Annotated in this window: 15 protein-coding genes and 2 pseudogenes; 15 read left to right on the forward strand and 2 right to left on the reverse strand. The window is 40.6% G+C overall.

The genetic code is table 11. The features are described 5' to 3' along the window. Positions 1–15 precede the first annotated feature (15 nt). Positions 16–936: an asparaginase gene (locus M5V91_RS01390; protein WP_284521671.1), complete on the reverse strand. Its 921-nt coding sequence runs from the start codon at positions 934–936 to the stop codon at positions 16–18. Positions 937–1115: 179 nt separating this feature from the next. Between M5V91_RS01390 and prsW the strand changes: the two genes are divergently transcribed. The 9 genes and pseudogenes from prsW (at position 1116) to fni (ending at position 9230) form a co-directional block, all read left to right on the forward strand. After that, positions 1116–1805 carry a glutamic-type intramembrane protease PrsW gene (gene prsW / locus M5V91_RS01395; protein WP_009332773.1) on the forward strand — a complete coding sequence of 230 codons (690 nt, stop codon included), beginning with the start codon at positions 1116–1118 and terminating at the stop codon, positions 1803–1805. 125 nt (positions 1806–1930) lie between these two features. Beyond that, positions 1931–2770: a spore cortex-lytic enzyme gene (gene sleB, locus M5V91_RS01400; RefSeq protein WP_009332772.1), complete on the forward strand. Its 840-nt coding sequence runs from the start codon at positions 1931–1933 to the stop codon at positions 2768–2770. Positions 2771–2784: 14 nt separating this feature from the next. After that, positions 2785–4134, forward strand: a complete 1350-nt coding sequence (ypeB, locus tag M5V91_RS01405) for a germination protein YpeB (RefSeq protein WP_251175108.1) — start codon at positions 2785–2787, stop codon at positions 4132–4134. A gap of 147 nt (positions 4135–4281) precedes the next feature. Then, positions 4282–4917 (forward strand): flagellar brake protein, encoded by a 636-nt coding sequence (locus M5V91_RS01410; RefSeq protein ID WP_439649953.1) that lies wholly within the window; start codon positions 4282–4284, stop codon positions 4915–4917. A gap of 112 nt (positions 4918–5029) precedes the next feature. Then, positions 5030–5212: a YpfB family protein gene (locus M5V91_RS01415; protein ID WP_009332769.1), complete on the forward strand. Its 183-nt coding sequence runs from the start codon at positions 5030–5032 to the stop codon at positions 5210–5212. Positions 5213–5402: 190 nt separating this feature from the next. Next, positions 5403–6083 carry a (d)CMP kinase gene (gene cmk, locus M5V91_RS01420; protein ID WP_026041598.1) on the forward strand — a complete coding sequence of 227 codons (681 nt, stop codon included), beginning with the start codon at positions 5403–5405 and terminating at the stop codon, positions 6081–6083. Next, positions 6080–6661, forward strand: a complete 582-nt coding sequence (locus M5V91_RS01425) for a lysophospholipid acyltransferase family protein (protein ID WP_009332767.1) — start codon at positions 6080–6082, stop codon at positions 6659–6661. Before cmk ends, M5V91_RS01425 begins: the two co-directional genes overlap by 4 nt. A 357-nt stretch (positions 6662–7018) precedes the next feature. Continuing rightward, positions 7019–8158 carry a 30S ribosomal protein S1 gene (gene rpsA, locus M5V91_RS01430; protein WP_009332766.1) on the forward strand — a complete coding sequence of 380 codons (1140 nt, stop codon included), beginning with the start codon at positions 7019–7021 and terminating at the stop codon, positions 8156–8158. Positions 8159–8170: 12 nt separating this feature from the next. Then, positions 8171–9230, forward strand: a pseudogene (gene fni, locus M5V91_RS01435) (type 2 isopentenyl-diphosphate Delta-isomerase). A 380-nt stretch (positions 9231–9610) separates the two neighbouring features. Here fni and M5V91_RS01440 read toward each other — a convergent pair. Continuing rightward, positions 9611–9753 (reverse strand): annotated as a pseudogene (locus M5V91_RS01440) (YpzI family protein). 147 nt (positions 9754–9900) lie between these two features. On the opposite strand from M5V91_RS01440, the gene M5V91_RS01445 reads away from it, so the two are divergent. The 6 genes from M5V91_RS01445 to M5V91_RS01470 all read left to right on the forward strand — a co-directional run bounded on the left by M5V91_RS01445 (position 9901) and on the right by M5V91_RS01470 (position 14734). After that, complete coding sequence (locus M5V91_RS01445) at positions 9901–10509, forward strand: YphA family membrane protein (protein WP_009332763.1); 609 nt, start codon at positions 9901–9903, stop codon at positions 10507–10509. Continuing rightward, positions 10506–11393 (forward strand): YIEGIA family protein, encoded by an 888-nt coding sequence (locus M5V91_RS01450; protein ID WP_009332762.1) that lies wholly within the window; start codon positions 10506–10508, stop codon positions 11391–11393. Before M5V91_RS01445 ends, M5V91_RS01450 begins: the two co-directional genes overlap by 4 nt. A 3-nt stretch (positions 11394–11396) precedes the next feature. Further along, complete coding sequence (locus M5V91_RS01455; RefSeq protein ID WP_009332761.1) at positions 11397–11582, forward strand: capping complex subunit for YIEGIA; 186 nt, start codon at positions 11397–11399, stop codon at positions 11580–11582. A gap of 237 nt (positions 11583–11819) precedes the next feature. After that, a complete protein-coding gene (gene der / locus M5V91_RS01460) occupies positions 11820–13130 on the forward strand; it encodes a ribosome biogenesis GTPase Der (RefSeq protein WP_009332760.1) in 1311 nt (436 codons plus the stop codon). Positions 13131–13225: 95 nt separating this feature from the next. After that, complete coding sequence (locus M5V91_RS01465; RefSeq protein WP_026041599.1) at positions 13226–14287, forward strand: NAD(P)H-dependent glycerol-3-phosphate dehydrogenase; 1062 nt, start codon at positions 13226–13228, stop codon at positions 14285–14287. Between the two features lie 243 nt (positions 14288–14530). Continuing rightward, the gene (locus tag M5V91_RS01470; protein ID WP_019380380.1) at positions 14531–14734 is read left to right on the forward strand and encodes a DUF2768 domain-containing protein; all 204 of its coding nucleotides are present in this window, start codon (positions 14531–14533) and stop codon (positions 14732–14734) included. The last annotated feature ends 3 nt before the right edge of the window (positions 14735–14737 follow it).

A 14737-nucleotide genomic window follows, 5' to 3' on the forward strand; every position in this document is an offset into this window, starting at 1 on the left:
TTTGTTATTGCCAATTTATATTTGGAAAATCTCTTCGATATTTTGCTGGGTTTCCAGTCCGATAAGCAGTTTAATTCTTGCTTTTTGCCCGTTTAGTCCATTTGAGAAAATAACACCCATGTCCTTTAGATGCTTTCCGCCTCCGTCATAGCCATACACATCTTGTGCAATTCCATTGAAACATCGGGAAACCAATACAATCGGAATGTTCTTTTCTGTAAGAGCCTTAATGCCTTCAATTGTGGCTGGAGGCAAATTGCCTTGTCCAAGTGCTTCAATCACAACTCCGTCAAAATCTAAATCACCTATCGCATAAAGCAAAGAAGAATCCATTCCGGCAAATGCTTTAATAAGTGTGACTTTTTTAACAATAGCATTTAAAGGATAATATTCTCTATTTGTGGGCGTGTTGTGGAATAATACACCTCTCTTTGTGACTATTCCGATTGGTCCATACTGCGGGCTTTGGAAAGTAGATACATTGCTTGTGTGTGTCTTTGTCACATTTTCCGCAGTATGAATTTCATCATTTAGAACAACCAGAACCCCTTTGTTTTTTGCTTCTTCACATGAAGCCACGCGAATGGAGGAAATTAGGTTGTAAAGTCCGTCAGAGCCGATTTCATTACTTGATCTCATTGCACCAGTAACAACGATGGGAAGAGATGTTTTAACAGTCAGATCCAAGAAATAGGCTGTCTCTTCTAATGTATCTGTTCCATGGGTAATGACTACGCCGCTAATTTTTTCTTTTGCCAGGTTTTTTTCAATGATTTCCTTCAATTTAAGCATTTCTCTAGGTGTTATATGCGGTGAAGGGAGATGAAAAGGCTCTTCAACCAGTAATTCTGCAAGGGAAAGCAGTTCCTTTGTTTTTTCAGTTAATGGATTATTATCTGTTGGCTTTACAGCACCAGTTGCTGCATCCTCACTCATTGAAATGGTGCCTCCAGTGTGTATAACAAGTATCTTTTTTTCTCCATGTTAATCCCCCAATTCTAGCTTTGACTCAAAATATGATGTGAAATATTTTGTTTTCCAATATTTGAATAATCATTTTAATTCTTTCTATATCATGATACGATTAAGAAAACAGATTGAAAAGAGGGCAGCTCATGCTGGGAATATTATCCGCTGGCATCGCGCCGGGGTTGGCATTATTAAGCTATTTTTATTTAAAAGATCAATATGAGTCTGAACCCATATCAATGGTTTTTAAAACTTTTTTGTTTGGTGCTTTGCTCGTATTCCCTATCATGTTCATCCAGTATGTTTTAGAGACTGAAGGGGTGCTGCAGTCTAGTTTGATGGATGCATTTCTGTCATCAAGTCTGCTGGAAGAATTCTTTAAATGGTTTATATTATTTTATACTATTTATCAGCATATAACATTTGATGAACCATATGATGGAATTGTGTATGGTGCTTCTGTATCACTTGGCTTTGCCACTGCAGAAAATATCTTCTATCTCGTCGCACTCGGTGTGGAACACGCTCTTGGAAGGGCCTTGCTTCCGGTTTCCAGTCATGCTCTCTTTGGTGTTATCATGGGCTATTATATAGGAAAAGGAAAATTCTCGGCAACCTCGACAAAAAAATGGATAGCCTTTTCGCTCTTTATACCTTTTCTCCTTCACGGTATTTACGACTATATCCTGATCTCCTTAAAACATTGGATTTTTATCATGTTCCCATTTATGATCTTCCTTTGGTGGCTGGGCTTAAGAAAAGTCAAAAAAGCAAGGGCACATAGTCTAAACCACATGAATAATCAATTTGATTTACAGAAAACTCTCCATTCTTGATGGAGGGTTTTTTATTTTGCCGAAAATAAACCAAAAGTAAAAAGACTCAAGTTATTGAATAAAAAGCCAAGGACTACAAAAAATAGGGTCAATGAAAAAAGATTGACTTTTGGAGGTTAAAATCCATGAAAAAGAATTTTTTGGCAGGAAAGGTTTTACTCATAATCTCCCTTTGTATTCTAGGAATTCCTTTTAGCGGGAATATGGACAAAGCTAATGCCTTTTCGAACCAGGTTATCCAGCACGGAGCAGTGGGAAATGATGTAATCGAGCTTCAGTCCCGCCTGCAGTATTTAGGATTCTACAATGGGAAAATCGATGGAGTTTTTGGGTGGGGAACCTATTGGGCACTCAGGAATTTTCAATATGAATTCGGCCTTCCGATAGATGGGCTTGCTGGCCAGGAAACAAAAAATAAGCTCGTAAAAGCATCCAAGTATAATGAACAGTATGTGAAAGAACAAATTAATAAGGGCAATAAATTTACCCATTACGGCGGGGTGGACACTGAAAAGCAGACTAAGCCTCAGCAAGGTGGATCTTCCGGGGGAACGGCACAGCAGCAGGAAGCTCCTAAACAGCCGACTGCTGCAAATGTGCCTAACGGATTCTCAGATAATGATATCCAGTTAATGGCCAATGCGGTTTATGGAGAATCAAGAGGAGAGCCGTATACAGGCCAGGTGGCAGTTGCCGCAGTTATCTTAAACCGTGTAGAAAGTGCATCATTTCCGAACACTGTATCTGGCGTTATTTTTGAGCCGCGTGCTTTTACCGCCGTGGCCGATGGACAGATATGGTTAACGCCGAATGAAACTGCAAAAAAGGCCGTCCTTGATGCCATTAATGGATGGGATCCAACAGGCGAGGCACTGTATTACTTTAACCCGGATACAGCAACAAGCGGATGGATTTGGACACGGCCGCAAATCAAGCAGATTGGAAAACATATATTCTGTAAATAGAGGGGTGAATGATCATGCTTAGAGGAATTCTCATAGGCGTACTTGCACTGGGTGTTGCCGGTACAGCGTTTTGGGGTTATCAGGAACACCGGGAGAAAAATGCAATCCTAATTAATGCCGAAAATAATTATCAAAGGGCATTTCATGATTTAACTTACCAAATTGACCTATTGCATGACAAAATCGGAACAACCTTAGCAATGAATTCGAGAGCTTCACTATCACCTGAATTGGCAGAAGTGTGGAGATTGACTTCAGAAGCCCACTCAGATGTTGGCCAGCTGCCTCTCTCACTTCTTCCTTTCAATAAAACAGAAGAGTTTCTATCCAATATTGGAGATTTCAGTTATCGGACAGCAGTAAGGGATTTGGAGAAGGAACCTTTATCGGATAAAGAATATCAAGCGCTAAAGCAGCTCTATAAACAGTCGGCTGATGTTCAGCAGGATTTGCGCAAAGTTCAGCATATGGTGCTTGAAAAGAACTTACGGTGGATGGATGTAGAAATGGCGCTCGCTTCCAATGGGGAAGCTGCAGATAATACAATCATAGATGGATTTAAGACAGTGGAAAAAACGGTTGAAGGCTATGGAGAGACAGACTTTGGACCGGCATTTGTAAATATGCAGAGGAAGGATGAAAATTACAAATATCTTAAAGGTAAAGAAATAACAGAAGAAGAAGCTGCACGAATAGGTCAGCAATATGCAAAGTTGGGGAAAAATGTAAATATAAGAGTGACTGAAAACGGCAAAGGATCTGATTACGGGTTCTATAGTGTCAGTATTCAAAATAAGAAAACAAAAGAAGAAGCAAACATGGATATCACTAAGAAAGGCGGGTATCCTATCTGGTTCATACTGGATCGGGAAGTGGCGAAACAAAAAGTAAGCCTTAATGAAGCAAGCAATAATGCGATTAAATTTCTGAAAGATAATGGCTTCAAGGACCTTGATTTATTCGAGAGTGCTCAGTATGACAATTTAGGCGTATTTACCTTCGTATCCAATCAGGATGGCGTAAGAATTTATCCGGACTCCATTCGTGTGAAAGTTGCGCTTGATAATGGCAGTATGGCAGCCTTTTCTGCTGAGGATTATTTAAAAGCTCATCACCAGAGAGAAATTCCTGAGCCTGCAATTACTGCAGAAGAGGCGAGAGCCAAGGTGAATCCACAACTGAAAGTCATGGAAGACAGACGGGCAATCATCATTAATGATTTAAAACAGGAAGTTTCCTGTTATGAAATTCTAGGCACATTGGGTGAAGATACCTACAGAATCTATATAAACGCAGAAACAGGACAAGAAGAAAAAGTAGAAAAGCTAAAAAATGCTGAGCCAGTATTTGAAGATGTACTGTAGAGAAAGCCGTATAGGCTTTCTTTTTTTGCTTTAGGAAGCACTTGGGTCTTTTTGCCTAAGTTTTTTAAAAATGCTATTGCGGGAATCTTTTATACCGGTCATAATTAAATGACAAGTTTATCCTTTTAATAAGGGAAGTGTGTCAGTGTGATAAATATTGGAGAGACAGTGCTGCTCGAATTAACATACTCGGAAAAATCCGAGAAATATAAATGCAAGCTTGTTGAAAGAGAAGGAAATAATCTATATATTGATTATCCGATAGTACAGGAAACAAATAAAACTGCTTTCCTGCTCGATGGGACTCAGCTGAAGGCAACCTTTTTGGCTGAAGATGGGACGGTATATCTTTTCGAAAGCGAGGTTATGGGAAGAGTTAAGTTGAAGATCCCGATGATTGTTTTATCATATCCAGGGGACGAACATTTGGTAAAAATTCAGCGGCGTCAGTTTGTCCGGGTTGAAACACCCGTTGATGTTGCTATCCACCCGGAAAGTAATGAGTTTAGTCCTTTTGTATCCGTTACGGATGATATTAGTGCTGGCGGGGCTGCAATCATCGCACAAACAGGCAGCTCTTTAATAGCGAATATGCAAATACTCACTTATTTCGTATTAACTATGCAAAACGGCGACAATTATTATTTACGGCTTAAAAGTAAGGTAATCAGAGTTTCTGAACCTCAAAATGGAAAATCGCTTATTTCTGTTCAGTTTTTGGAGGTAAGCCCCAGGATAGACAATTGCTCCTGCGATTTTGTTTCGATAGGCAACTGGCAATGAAGAAAAAGGCCTGGAAATATAAATAAAGGAATATTTTTTATATTCATCTCTCATAATAGATGGTGAAGTCTATTGGCTTATTCTTATTTTACCAGTTGGAGAGATGGCATTAATGAAAACGGTGGAGAGGATTATTCTAAAGTTAATTATTGTGCAATTTGTTTTCTTGCTGTTCACTCAATTTTTCTTTCATCATATGGATGCTTTTCCGGAATTAAAGCAGCTGACTCAGTATGAGGGTGTTACAGATCAGAATTTCACTGAGCTGCTTGAAACGTTCAGGGAAAATTATTAGCAGGCAGGCGCCTGCTTATTTTTTGTCCCGGCAGTCGGGAAAATCGATCATCTATAAGCCTTTCAGGGGCTATTTTTTAATATTTGCAAGACTTAAAAAACAGCTTAATTATGCACTGATGCAGACTTATTATGTTAAAATAAAGCTGAATGAACCTGGGAAAGAAGCGGCCAGGGGTACAGGAGGAACTATGAGCAAACGTATATCAATTGCAATTGACGGCCCAGCTGCTGCAGGGAAAAGTACAGTAGCAAAGATTGTGGCAGAAAAATTATCTTACATATATATTGATACTGGTGCCATGTATCGCGCCTTGACTTATAAAGCTATTCAGAAGAATGCAAGTCTTGAAGATGAAGCTTCTCTTATGGAGATTCTAAACAATACAGTTATTGAACTGCAGCCAGGCGAAAAAGGGCAATTAATTTATCTGGACGGGCTGGATGTGACAAATGAAATCAGGACTTCTGAAGTGACAAATTCTGTTTCTATAGTCTCCATGCATAAACTAGTTAGAGAAGAAATGGTATTGCGCCAGCAAAGCTTTGCTTTAAATGGAGGAGTTGTAATGGATGGCCGGGATATCGGAACCCATGTCCTGCCCCATGCAGAAGTAAAGATTTTTCTTTTAGCCTCTGTCGATGAAAGAGCTGTAAGGCGACATAACGAAAATATCCAGAAGGGATATCCATCTGATCTTGAAAAACTGAAGGAAGAAATTTCCTTAAGGGACAAGCTGGACTCTGAGCGCGAAGTAGCTCCCTTAAAGAAAGCAGATGATGCAAAGGAGATTGATACAACTTCTTTGTCAATTGGTCAGGTAGTCGATAAGATAATGGATCTGGCTATTGAAAGGATTGGTTCAAAGTGAATCTCTATTCTTTTGCTAAAGCAGCAGTCTATGGAGTTCTAAAACCCATATACAGATTTGAAGTAATTGGGAAGGAGAACTTTCCTGCTGAAGGGGGCGTCCTTTTATGCTCTAATCATATAGATAATCTCGATCCTCCGGTGGTCGGCATTAATGCTCCAAGGCCAGTTTATTTTATGGCCAAGGAAGAGCTTTTTAATGTACCGGTTCTGGGGAAAATTCTTCCCGATCTCAACGCATTTCCTGTCAAGAGAGGAATGAGTGACAGAGAGGCATTGAGAAAAGGGCTTGGAATATTAAAAGAAGGAAAGGTTTTAGGGCTGTTTCCAGAGGGTACTAGAAGTAAAACGGGGCAGCTGGGGAAAGGACTGGCAGGTGCAGGTTTTTTTGCTCTCAGGTCAGAAGCGAATGTCGTTCCCTGCGCCATTATTGGCCCCTATAAAGCTTTTTCAAGATTAAAAGTTGTATATGGTAAACCAATTGATATGAAAGAGCTAAGGGAAAGAAAGGCCTCGGCGGAGGAAACCACTGAATTGATTATGTCAGAAATACGTAAATTAATAGAAGATTATTCATAGACCTTCTTGCTTGACAAAAAACTTCTTTTGTAAGAAGTTAGTAAAAAGGCATTTTTTAAAAAGGCGAAAATATTCGAAAAATAAGGCTGTCCTTTACTTTGAACTTCAAGAATTGTCTAGCGCAAGCAGCCTAACCCTTCGAGGTCACAAGTCTTGTTCTTGTCGGGGGTGGGCAAGGCGTTTACGCTTTTCTTATGAGGGCAGAAAGAGACATTCAACAACAGTTGAAAAATAGCCTGCAAAATAAATAGCCATTCGAGTATTTCTGCTGCTGACACAGGGTTCTTGCCTGGATGGCAGGCAGTTGAATACAGATTAAAAATTTGAAAGCAGCCATTGGATTAAGGAGGAATACATATGTCAGAGGAAATGAATCAAGTAGAAGTTAAAAATTTTGAGGTGGGTGACAAGGTAAAAGGCCAAGTTACCAAAGTAGAAGAAAAGCAAGTCATTGTTGATCTTGCTGACAGCAAATTGGATGGGATTATCCCAATCAGCGAGCTTTCAAGCCTTCATATTGAAAAAGCAAGCGATGCGGTTTCAGAAGGAGATGAGCTCGAGCTTGAAGTTTTAAAAGTGGAGGAAGAAGCCCTTATTCTTTCTAAACGAAAAGTGGATGCCGGGAAATCCTGGGAAACCCTTGAAAAGAAATTCAATGATGGTGAAGTTTTTGAAGCAGAAATAAAAGATGTTGTTAAAGGCGGCTTAGTAGTAGACTTGGGTGTGCGCGGATTTGTTCCTGCTTCCCTGGTTGAAGCTCACTTTGTTGAGGACTTTACTGATTATAAAGGCAAAACGATGACATTTAAAATTGTAGAGCTTGATAAAGATAAAAATCGCCTGATTCTTTCTCACCGCGCTGTAATAGAGGAAGAAAAAGGAAAACAGAAACACCAAGTGCTTGAATCCCTTCAGGCAGGTCAGGTTTTAGATGGAACAGTTCAAAGAATTACTGACTTTGGAGCATTTGTTGATATTGGCGGGATCGATGGTCTTGTTCATATTTCCCAGCTTTCTTATGAGCATGTAGAGAAGCCTTCAGATGTTGTGGAAGAAGGCCAAAAAGTGAAAGTGAAAGTATTAAGTGTAGACCGGGATAATGAACGCATTTCACTTTCCATTAAGGAGACTTTGCCAGGGCCATGGGATAATATCAGTGAAAAGGCTCCTAAAGGAAGCACTCTTGAAGGAACAGTAAAAAGACTGGTGTCATATGGAGCATTTGTTGAAGTTTTCCCAGGAGTGGAAGGCCTTGTCCATATTTCTCAAATTGCGCATAAGCATATTGGAACTCCTCACGAAGTATTGAGCGAAGGACAGGAAATAAAAGTAAAGGTTCTTGATGTGAACGAACAGGACCAGCGCCTGTCATTGAGCATCAAAGATCTTCTTGAAAAAGAACAGGAAGAAGTGACTGACTATGAACTTCCTGAAGAAAATAAAGGCTTCTCTCTTGGTGATATGATAGGCGACCAGCTAAAGAATTTAAAAAAGTAATGGTGATAAATTTTGTCTAGATCAAAACGTAAATGGGATCATATCCAGCATGCTTTGGCAACGGGCCAAAACAGCAATACCGGTTTAGAGGATATTGCATTTATTCATCAAAGTCTTCCTGATGCGTTTCTTGATCAGGCTGATTTAGGCACTTCAATTGGCGAACTTTCATTAAGTTCGCCAATTTTTATAAATGCCATGACAGGAGGCGGAGGAGAAAGAACGGTTCAAATTAACCGGGATCTCGCCCTGGCTGCCAGATCAACAGGCCTTGCTATGGCAGTAGGGTCTCAAATGTCTGCACTGAAGGATCCAAGTGAAGCAGAATCCTACAGGGTTGTCAGGAGAGAAAACCCCTATGGAATTATTATTGGCAACTTAGGCAGCGAAGCTACAATCGATCAGGCAAAAGCAGCGGTTGATATGATAGAAGCAGATGCTTTGCAAATTCACTTAAATGTAGTCCAGGAATTGACCATGCCTGAAGGTGACCGTGATTTTCGGGGGCCCTAAAAAGAATTGAACATATCGTCTCCCATTCAGAAGTTCCAGTAGTTGTAAAAGAAGTGGGGTTTGGCATGAATAAAGAAACAGTATCAATGCTTGCATCAGCCGGTGTTACAGCAATCGATATCGGCGGATTTGGCGGAACGAATTTCTCCCGCATAGAAAATGCAAGAAGAGAAAGACTGTTAACGTTTTTTAATGAGTGGGGAATTCCGACAGCAGTTTCCATTGCAGAAGCTGTATCTTTGGAAAAAGATATTGCTGTCATAGCTTCTGGGGGATCCAGTCAAGCCATGAAATAGCTAAGGCAATTGCTCTTGGTGCAGGAGCTGCAGGGATGGCGGGATACTTTTTGAAAGTGCTCATGAAAGAAGGACTTGAAGCACTCATTGAAGAGATTAACAATATGCATACCGAATTGAAAGTGCTCATGACGGCCTTGGGGGCAGCAAACATCGCCCAGCTTCAGCAGTCTCCAATTATCATAACTGGAGGGACCCATCATTGGCTGAATGAACGTGGCATTGATACAAAGGCATATTCCCAGCGGATCATCCCAAAGTAAAGCTCTCGTCAAATGACGAGAGCTATTTTTTGCTTTCAGAGGCGTGTATATTAGATTTTTGAACATCGATAACTGTCTGGGTCCACAAGGAACGCTTCGACAGCATGACCATAGCACGATTAAAAGCATTAGCTTTTATGAGGAGCGCCTCCACCCTCGAGGTCACAAGTTTGTCCGGTTTCGGCTCCGGACGAAAGCTAACCATTCCATTCCAGAAGGAAAGAACACCTTCCTGCAGGGCTAATCTTGTGCTTGGTGCCCCCAAGGAAAGGAGGGCTTTGTCAGCATAATCATCGCACGATCAAATGCGCCAGCTTTTGAGAGAATGTGGCGTTTTTAGTCTGTGTTCCTTTGTGAGCAAAGTGCTTGCACTTTTCTTTTTAACTGTATTTTGAATCATTCAAAGATCTGGCTTCTTCGGGGCTCTGCATCTTGGCAGCTCCAGCATAATGAAGTGCCTGGTCGCGATCGGATTCCACTTTTCCGCTATTTTTAAGTTTTTTTCCTGTCTGTCTTTACCCATATTAAACACCTCCATGTTATTAAGATGAAATGAGTGCAAAAGAATTATGCAAAAAGATAGCTTTGATTCCAAAGGAATTATCCTTTTGAACTTGCAGGGTTATTTTACATATGAAAAAGCCATAATGGAAATGATAGGAGGTAGAGGATGGAAGGATTAATTTTCTATTGGATTTCCTGGATGGTTTGGATTATGGCGACTTTTTTTATGGATCGAAATAATAAATACAGGTTTCTATTATCTGCCTGGATTTTATTCTTCATTATGCTGTCACCCTGGACACTTAAAATCTTCAATGTTGAAACTGGTATTGGTGGCCTTTTTCTGCTTGTATCTTTATATATTTTTGCTGGGAGATTAAAAAAACTGAGTAAACTTTATTTCCTTTTTTGTGCTTTCATCCTGATGATGGCATATGTCACATTTCATCTGTTTGAACTGTTTGATCCGGTTTGGGTAATATTCTCACGAAATTGGATGCTGTCAGTCCTTCTTGTTTATTTGGCAGTTCTCCTGCAAAAAAACAGAATGCTCAGACTGCCGTTAATATTGCTCGGGAGCATCCAGGGAGAAGTTCTTTATGCGCTCATACTTAATCAATTTTCCTTTCCGTACACTATTGGATCATTGGCCTTTCTGGATATCATGGCAATCTCTGTTTCCATATCGGCCGTATGGATTGCAGTGCAATGGGCCGTCAAATATATTGAAGCCAACTTTAAACATTTCGAAAGGGAGAAACAAAAATTATCATGAGCGAATATACGTACCCGATACTTTTTGGTCTGGCAGCCGGAACTTTGACCCGTATTTATATGCTGAGGACGGATTACCGGCAATATCCTACATACTTACATGGAAAAATTATACACGTTGCATTGGGATTCATTGCTGCTGGCCTGGGAACGGTGGCCATCCCTTCAATTATGGAGGAAGAATTCACAGCCATTACCTTCCTGACCCTTGCTGCATCCCAGTTTAGGGAAGTCAGAAACATGGAGAGAAACACGCTTACTGAACTGGACAGCTACGAAATGGTTCCCAGAGGCAAAACGTATATAGAAGGCGTGGCGATCGCCTTCGAAAGCAGAAATTATCTTGTGATTTTTACATCTTTATTAAGTACGCTTGGCTATCTGCTATTTAATATATGGGGAGGGCTTGCGGCAGCCATTCTGGCCGTACTTATTTCAAAGAAATTAATGTCAGGGGGAAGGCTGAAGGAAATCGTTGAAGTTGAGTTTGTAGAGCCGCGATTTGATGGAGCGGGCTTGTATGTTGACAATATTTATATCATGAATATAGGTTTGCCTGAAAGACAAGAGGAAGTGCTGCGATATGGGATGGGATTTATTTTAAAACCTAAAAATTTCAATGCCCGCTCCACTATTGCGAATCTTGGGCAGAGACAGGCTATATTGCATGATGTTTCTACTGCTTTGGGTGTTTACCGGGATTCCGGAACTCCTGCGCTTGTTCCGCTTGCGAAAAGGGACCTTGATGATGGGCGTGTGGGGGTTTTTGTATTGCCGCAGGAAAAGAATATCAATAAAGCCATAAAAATCATCGAAGCGGTTCCGACACTCGAAAACGCGATTAGGATGCCTACTGAACGGCAAACGAATGGGAAAGGAAGTTAGCGTATGGTGCTTGAAAAATTCATACTGGCTGCAATTACAACAAATCCAGCCAAGATACCCTCAGGAACCGCCGTATTTCATTGTGAAGATAAAAAAGAAATGGAAATCATCGCAGCCAATCTCGAAGCTATTCTTGACGGTATTGCCCATGCTTTAACAGATGAACTATATGTAATTGTTAAGCATTAATCCAGCTTCCAAGTTTTTCATTGCTAGGAAGGTTTCTCTTTGTTAAAATATCTAAGTTAGACCCTTCTATCTTTGAGAAGGGTTTATTTTATAAATGTACAGCTGTTTGGATGGTTTTAACATCAATGTAGTGTTATTGTGGACAGCCATCTGTATGCTTACTCAAGGTAAAGGCATTTCTGGAACATAGATGGGATGTTTAAACAATTTAAATAAAGAATTGAAAGGGTGATGTTCATGGCAAAACCAGTGGTGGCTATTGTCGGGCGTCCTAACGTTGGGAAATCAACGATATTTAACAGAATTGTAGGAGAACGGATATCCATTGTCGAAGATATTCCGGGAGTGACAAGGGACAGGATTTATAGTTCGGCAGAATGGCTGACTCATGATTTTAATATTATTGACACAGGCGGAATTGATATTGGAGACGAGCCATTTTTAGAGCAAATTCGGCTTCAGGCAGAAATTGCGATTGATGAAGCGGATGTCATCATTTTTCTTGTAAACGGGCGAGAGGGTGTTACCTCTGCAGACGAGGAAGTTGCCAAAATTTTATATAAAGCCAAAAAGCCTGTAGTTCTTGGGGTAAATAAGATCGATAACCCTGAGATGCGGGATTTAGTCTATGACTTTTATGCACTTGGCTTTGGTGAACCATTTCCTATTTCAGGTTCTCATGGGCTTGGTCTTGGAGACTTGCTTGATGAAGCAGCCAAGCATTTCCCGAAACATGGCCAAACTGAATATGGAGAAGATGTCATTAAGTTTTCTTTAATTGGGCGCCCGAATGTCGGGAAATCCTCCCTTGTAAACGCAATGCTTGGTGAAGAACGGGTCATTGTCAGCAATATCGCAGGCACCACAAGAGATGCTATCGACTCGAAGGTGAAGGTTGACGGACAGGAATATGTCATCATCGATACTGCAGGAATGCGAAAAAAAGGGAAAGTCTATGAAACAACAGAAAAATACAGTGTACTGAGAGCTTTGCGGGCAATCGAACGTTCCGATGTTGTCCTAGTGGTCATCGATGGGGAAGAAGGAATCATCGAGCAGGACAAGCGCATTGCCGGTTATGCTCATGAAGCAGGCAGAGCTGTTGTTATTGTAGTCAATAAGTGGGATGCAGTTGAAAAAGATGAGAGAACAATGAAGGCATTTGAACAAAATATCCGTGAGCATTTTCAATTCCTTGATTATGCACCAATTGTTTTCCTTTCAGCTAAAACGAAAAAGCGTATTCATACTCTTATCCCGATGATTAATACAGCCAGTGAAAACCATGCTTTGCGTGTTGAAACAAGCGTCCTCAATGATGTCGTTATGGATGCTGTTGCGATGAATCCAACACCTACAGATAAAGGAAGACGCCTAAGAATTTATTATACAACACAGGTTGCTGTGAAGCCGCCGACATTTGTTGTGTTTGTTAATGATCCTGAACTTCTTCATTTTTCATATGAACGTTTCCTTGAAAACAGAATTAGAGACGCTTTTGGTTTTGAAGGCACACCTATTAAGATATTTGCAAGGGAAAGAAAATAATGCGATGATGCCAGCCGGAAAGCTTTAATGTTGTCTGGCAGGCAGAATCGGATGAATTTTTGATGCATCCAAATACATTGAAAGGCAGTGATCAAATGGAGCGGAAAAAAGAAAGTGTAGCTGTAGCAGGTGCTGGCAGCTGGGGTACTGCCCTGGCGATGGTGCTTGCGGATAATGGGCATGACGTCAGACTGTGGGGCCATAATCCTGATCAGATAGAAGAAATTAATAAGCACCATACTAATCAAAAATATTTATCAGGGATACATCTGCCTGCAGAAATAAGGGGATACACCTCGCTTGAAGAGGCTTTAACCGGAACAGACACTTTGATTTTGGCAGTACCGACAAAGGCAATTCGTGAAGTAGTCGGCAAGATCAAGGGAAGTAGAAAAGAGCCTCTAACCATTGTACACGTAAGTAAAGGCATTGAACCTGATTCACTTCTCCGGATTTCTGAAATGATTGAAGAAGAAATGCCTGGAAATCTTCTGGATAGTGTAGTGGTACTCTCTGGCCCAAGCCATGCAGAAGAAGTTAGTCTGCGGCATCCAACTACTGTTACGGTATCATCAAAAAATATGGTTGCTGCCGAAAAAATCCAGGATTTGTTTATCAATAACAATTTCAGAGTATATACAAACCCGGATATCATTGGAGTGGAAATTGGCGGGGCTTTGAAAAATATTATTGCGCTTGCAGCTGGAATTACAGATGGCTTAGGCTATGGAGACAATGCAAAGGCAGCCCTGATAACCAGAGGCCTTGCTGAAATTGCCCGTCTCGGTATGAAGATGGGGGCAAGCCCGCTTACTTTCTCCGGTTTAGCGGGAATCGGTGATTTGATCGTTACATGCACTTCTGTCCATTCACGCAATTGGCGAGCAGGCAACCTTCTTGGAAAGGGCCATAATCTGCAGGAAGTCCTTGATAATATGGGGATGGTCGTAGAGGGAGTCAGGACAACAAAGGCAGCACATCAGCTGGCTCAAAAATATGATGTAAAAATGCCGATTACTACTGTCCTGTATGATGTTCTTTTTAATAATGTAATTGCGAAGGATGCTGTTGATCTTCTGATGGCAAGAGGAAAAACACATGAGATGGAAGATCTTGCGAACGTTTTGGAAGATCAAAGCGGGAATAAAAAGGACTGAAATGTTTATTAATTGAAAAATATAGGCATTAGATGATGCGAGACAGCAGGTTCCTGCATACAATGCAACGAAGCAAACTAGTGTAATGAACAGGGTGCTGGGTTATTTAGTCAAATGGCTGAGGTAAAGAATTGCCCCTTCTTTGCCTCAGTTTTTTTGTGTTTAATTTTTTCGTAATGAAAAGTTTTTAGATTTATTCAATTAGTATGTTATAATACATTTCGGAAAAGGGAGTTGATTTGTATGTCGCCGGCTTTAATGAAAATGTGGATATCCCTTGCTTCTATGGGATTTATGTTTTTATCTATAATATTAATTTATCTTAGCCGCTACAAGCTGAAACCTGGAGTTTTTAAGATTATAACAGCCATTGTTGCCTACTTTTTAATGATAATAAGCGGGATTATTATAGTGATTGTCGTGTTCAGCGGTCCGACAAGCAGCTAGCAC

It is taken from the genome of Cytobacillus pseudoceanisediminis, assembly GCF_023516215.1.
Lineage (GTDB): Bacteria > Bacillota > Bacilli > Bacillales > Cytobacillaceae > Cytobacillus > Cytobacillus pseudoceanisediminis.

What these genes read in the sequence shown, in the direction of transcription:
- M5V91_RS01390 (WP_284521671.1), bottom strand. Translation starts at nt 936, where the DNA reads ATGAGTGAGGATGCAGCAACTGGTGCTGTAAAGCCAACAGATAATAAT.
- prsW (WP_009332773.1), top strand. Translation starts at nt 1,116, where the DNA reads ATGCTGGGAATATTATCCGCTGGCATCGCGCCGGGGTTGGCATTATTA.
- sleB (WP_009332772.1), top strand. Translation starts at nt 1,931, where the DNA reads ATGAAAAAGAATTTTTTGGCAGGAAAGGTTTTACTCATAATCTCCCTT.
- ypeB (WP_251175108.1), top strand. Translation starts at nt 2,785, where the DNA reads ATGCTTAGAGGAATTCTCATAGGCGTACTTGCACTGGGTGTTGCCGGT.
- M5V91_RS01415 (WP_009332769.1), top strand. Translation starts at nt 5,030, where the DNA reads ATGAAAACGGTGGAGAGGATTATTCTAAAGTTAATTATTGTGCAATTT.
- cmk (WP_026041598.1), top strand. Translation starts at nt 5,403, where the DNA reads ATGAGCAAACGTATATCAATTGCAATTGACGGCCCAGCTGCTGCAGGG.
- rpsA (WP_009332766.1), top strand. Translation starts at nt 7,019, where the DNA reads ATGTCAGAGGAAATGAATCAAGTAGAAGTTAAAAATTTTGAGGTGGGT.
- M5V91_RS01445 (WP_009332763.1), top strand. Translation starts at nt 9,901, where the DNA reads ATGGAAGGATTAATTTTCTATTGGATTTCCTGGATGGTTTGGATTATG.
- M5V91_RS01450 (WP_009332762.1), top strand. Translation starts at nt 10,506, where the DNA reads ATGAGCGAATATACGTACCCGATACTTTTTGGTCTGGCAGCCGGAACT.
- M5V91_RS01455 (WP_009332761.1), top strand. Translation starts at nt 11,397, where the DNA reads ATGGTGCTTGAAAAATTCATACTGGCTGCAATTACAACAAATCCAGCC.
- der (WP_009332760.1), top strand. Translation starts at nt 11,820, where the DNA reads ATGGCAAAACCAGTGGTGGCTATTGTCGGGCGTCCTAACGTTGGGAAA.
- M5V91_RS01465 (WP_026041599.1), top strand. Translation starts at nt 13,226, where the DNA reads ATGGAGCGGAAAAAAGAAAGTGTAGCTGTAGCAGGTGCTGGCAGCTGG.
- M5V91_RS01470 (WP_019380380.1), top strand. Translation starts at nt 14,531, where the DNA reads ATGTCGCCGGCTTTAATGAAAATGTGGATATCCCTTGCTTCTATGGGA.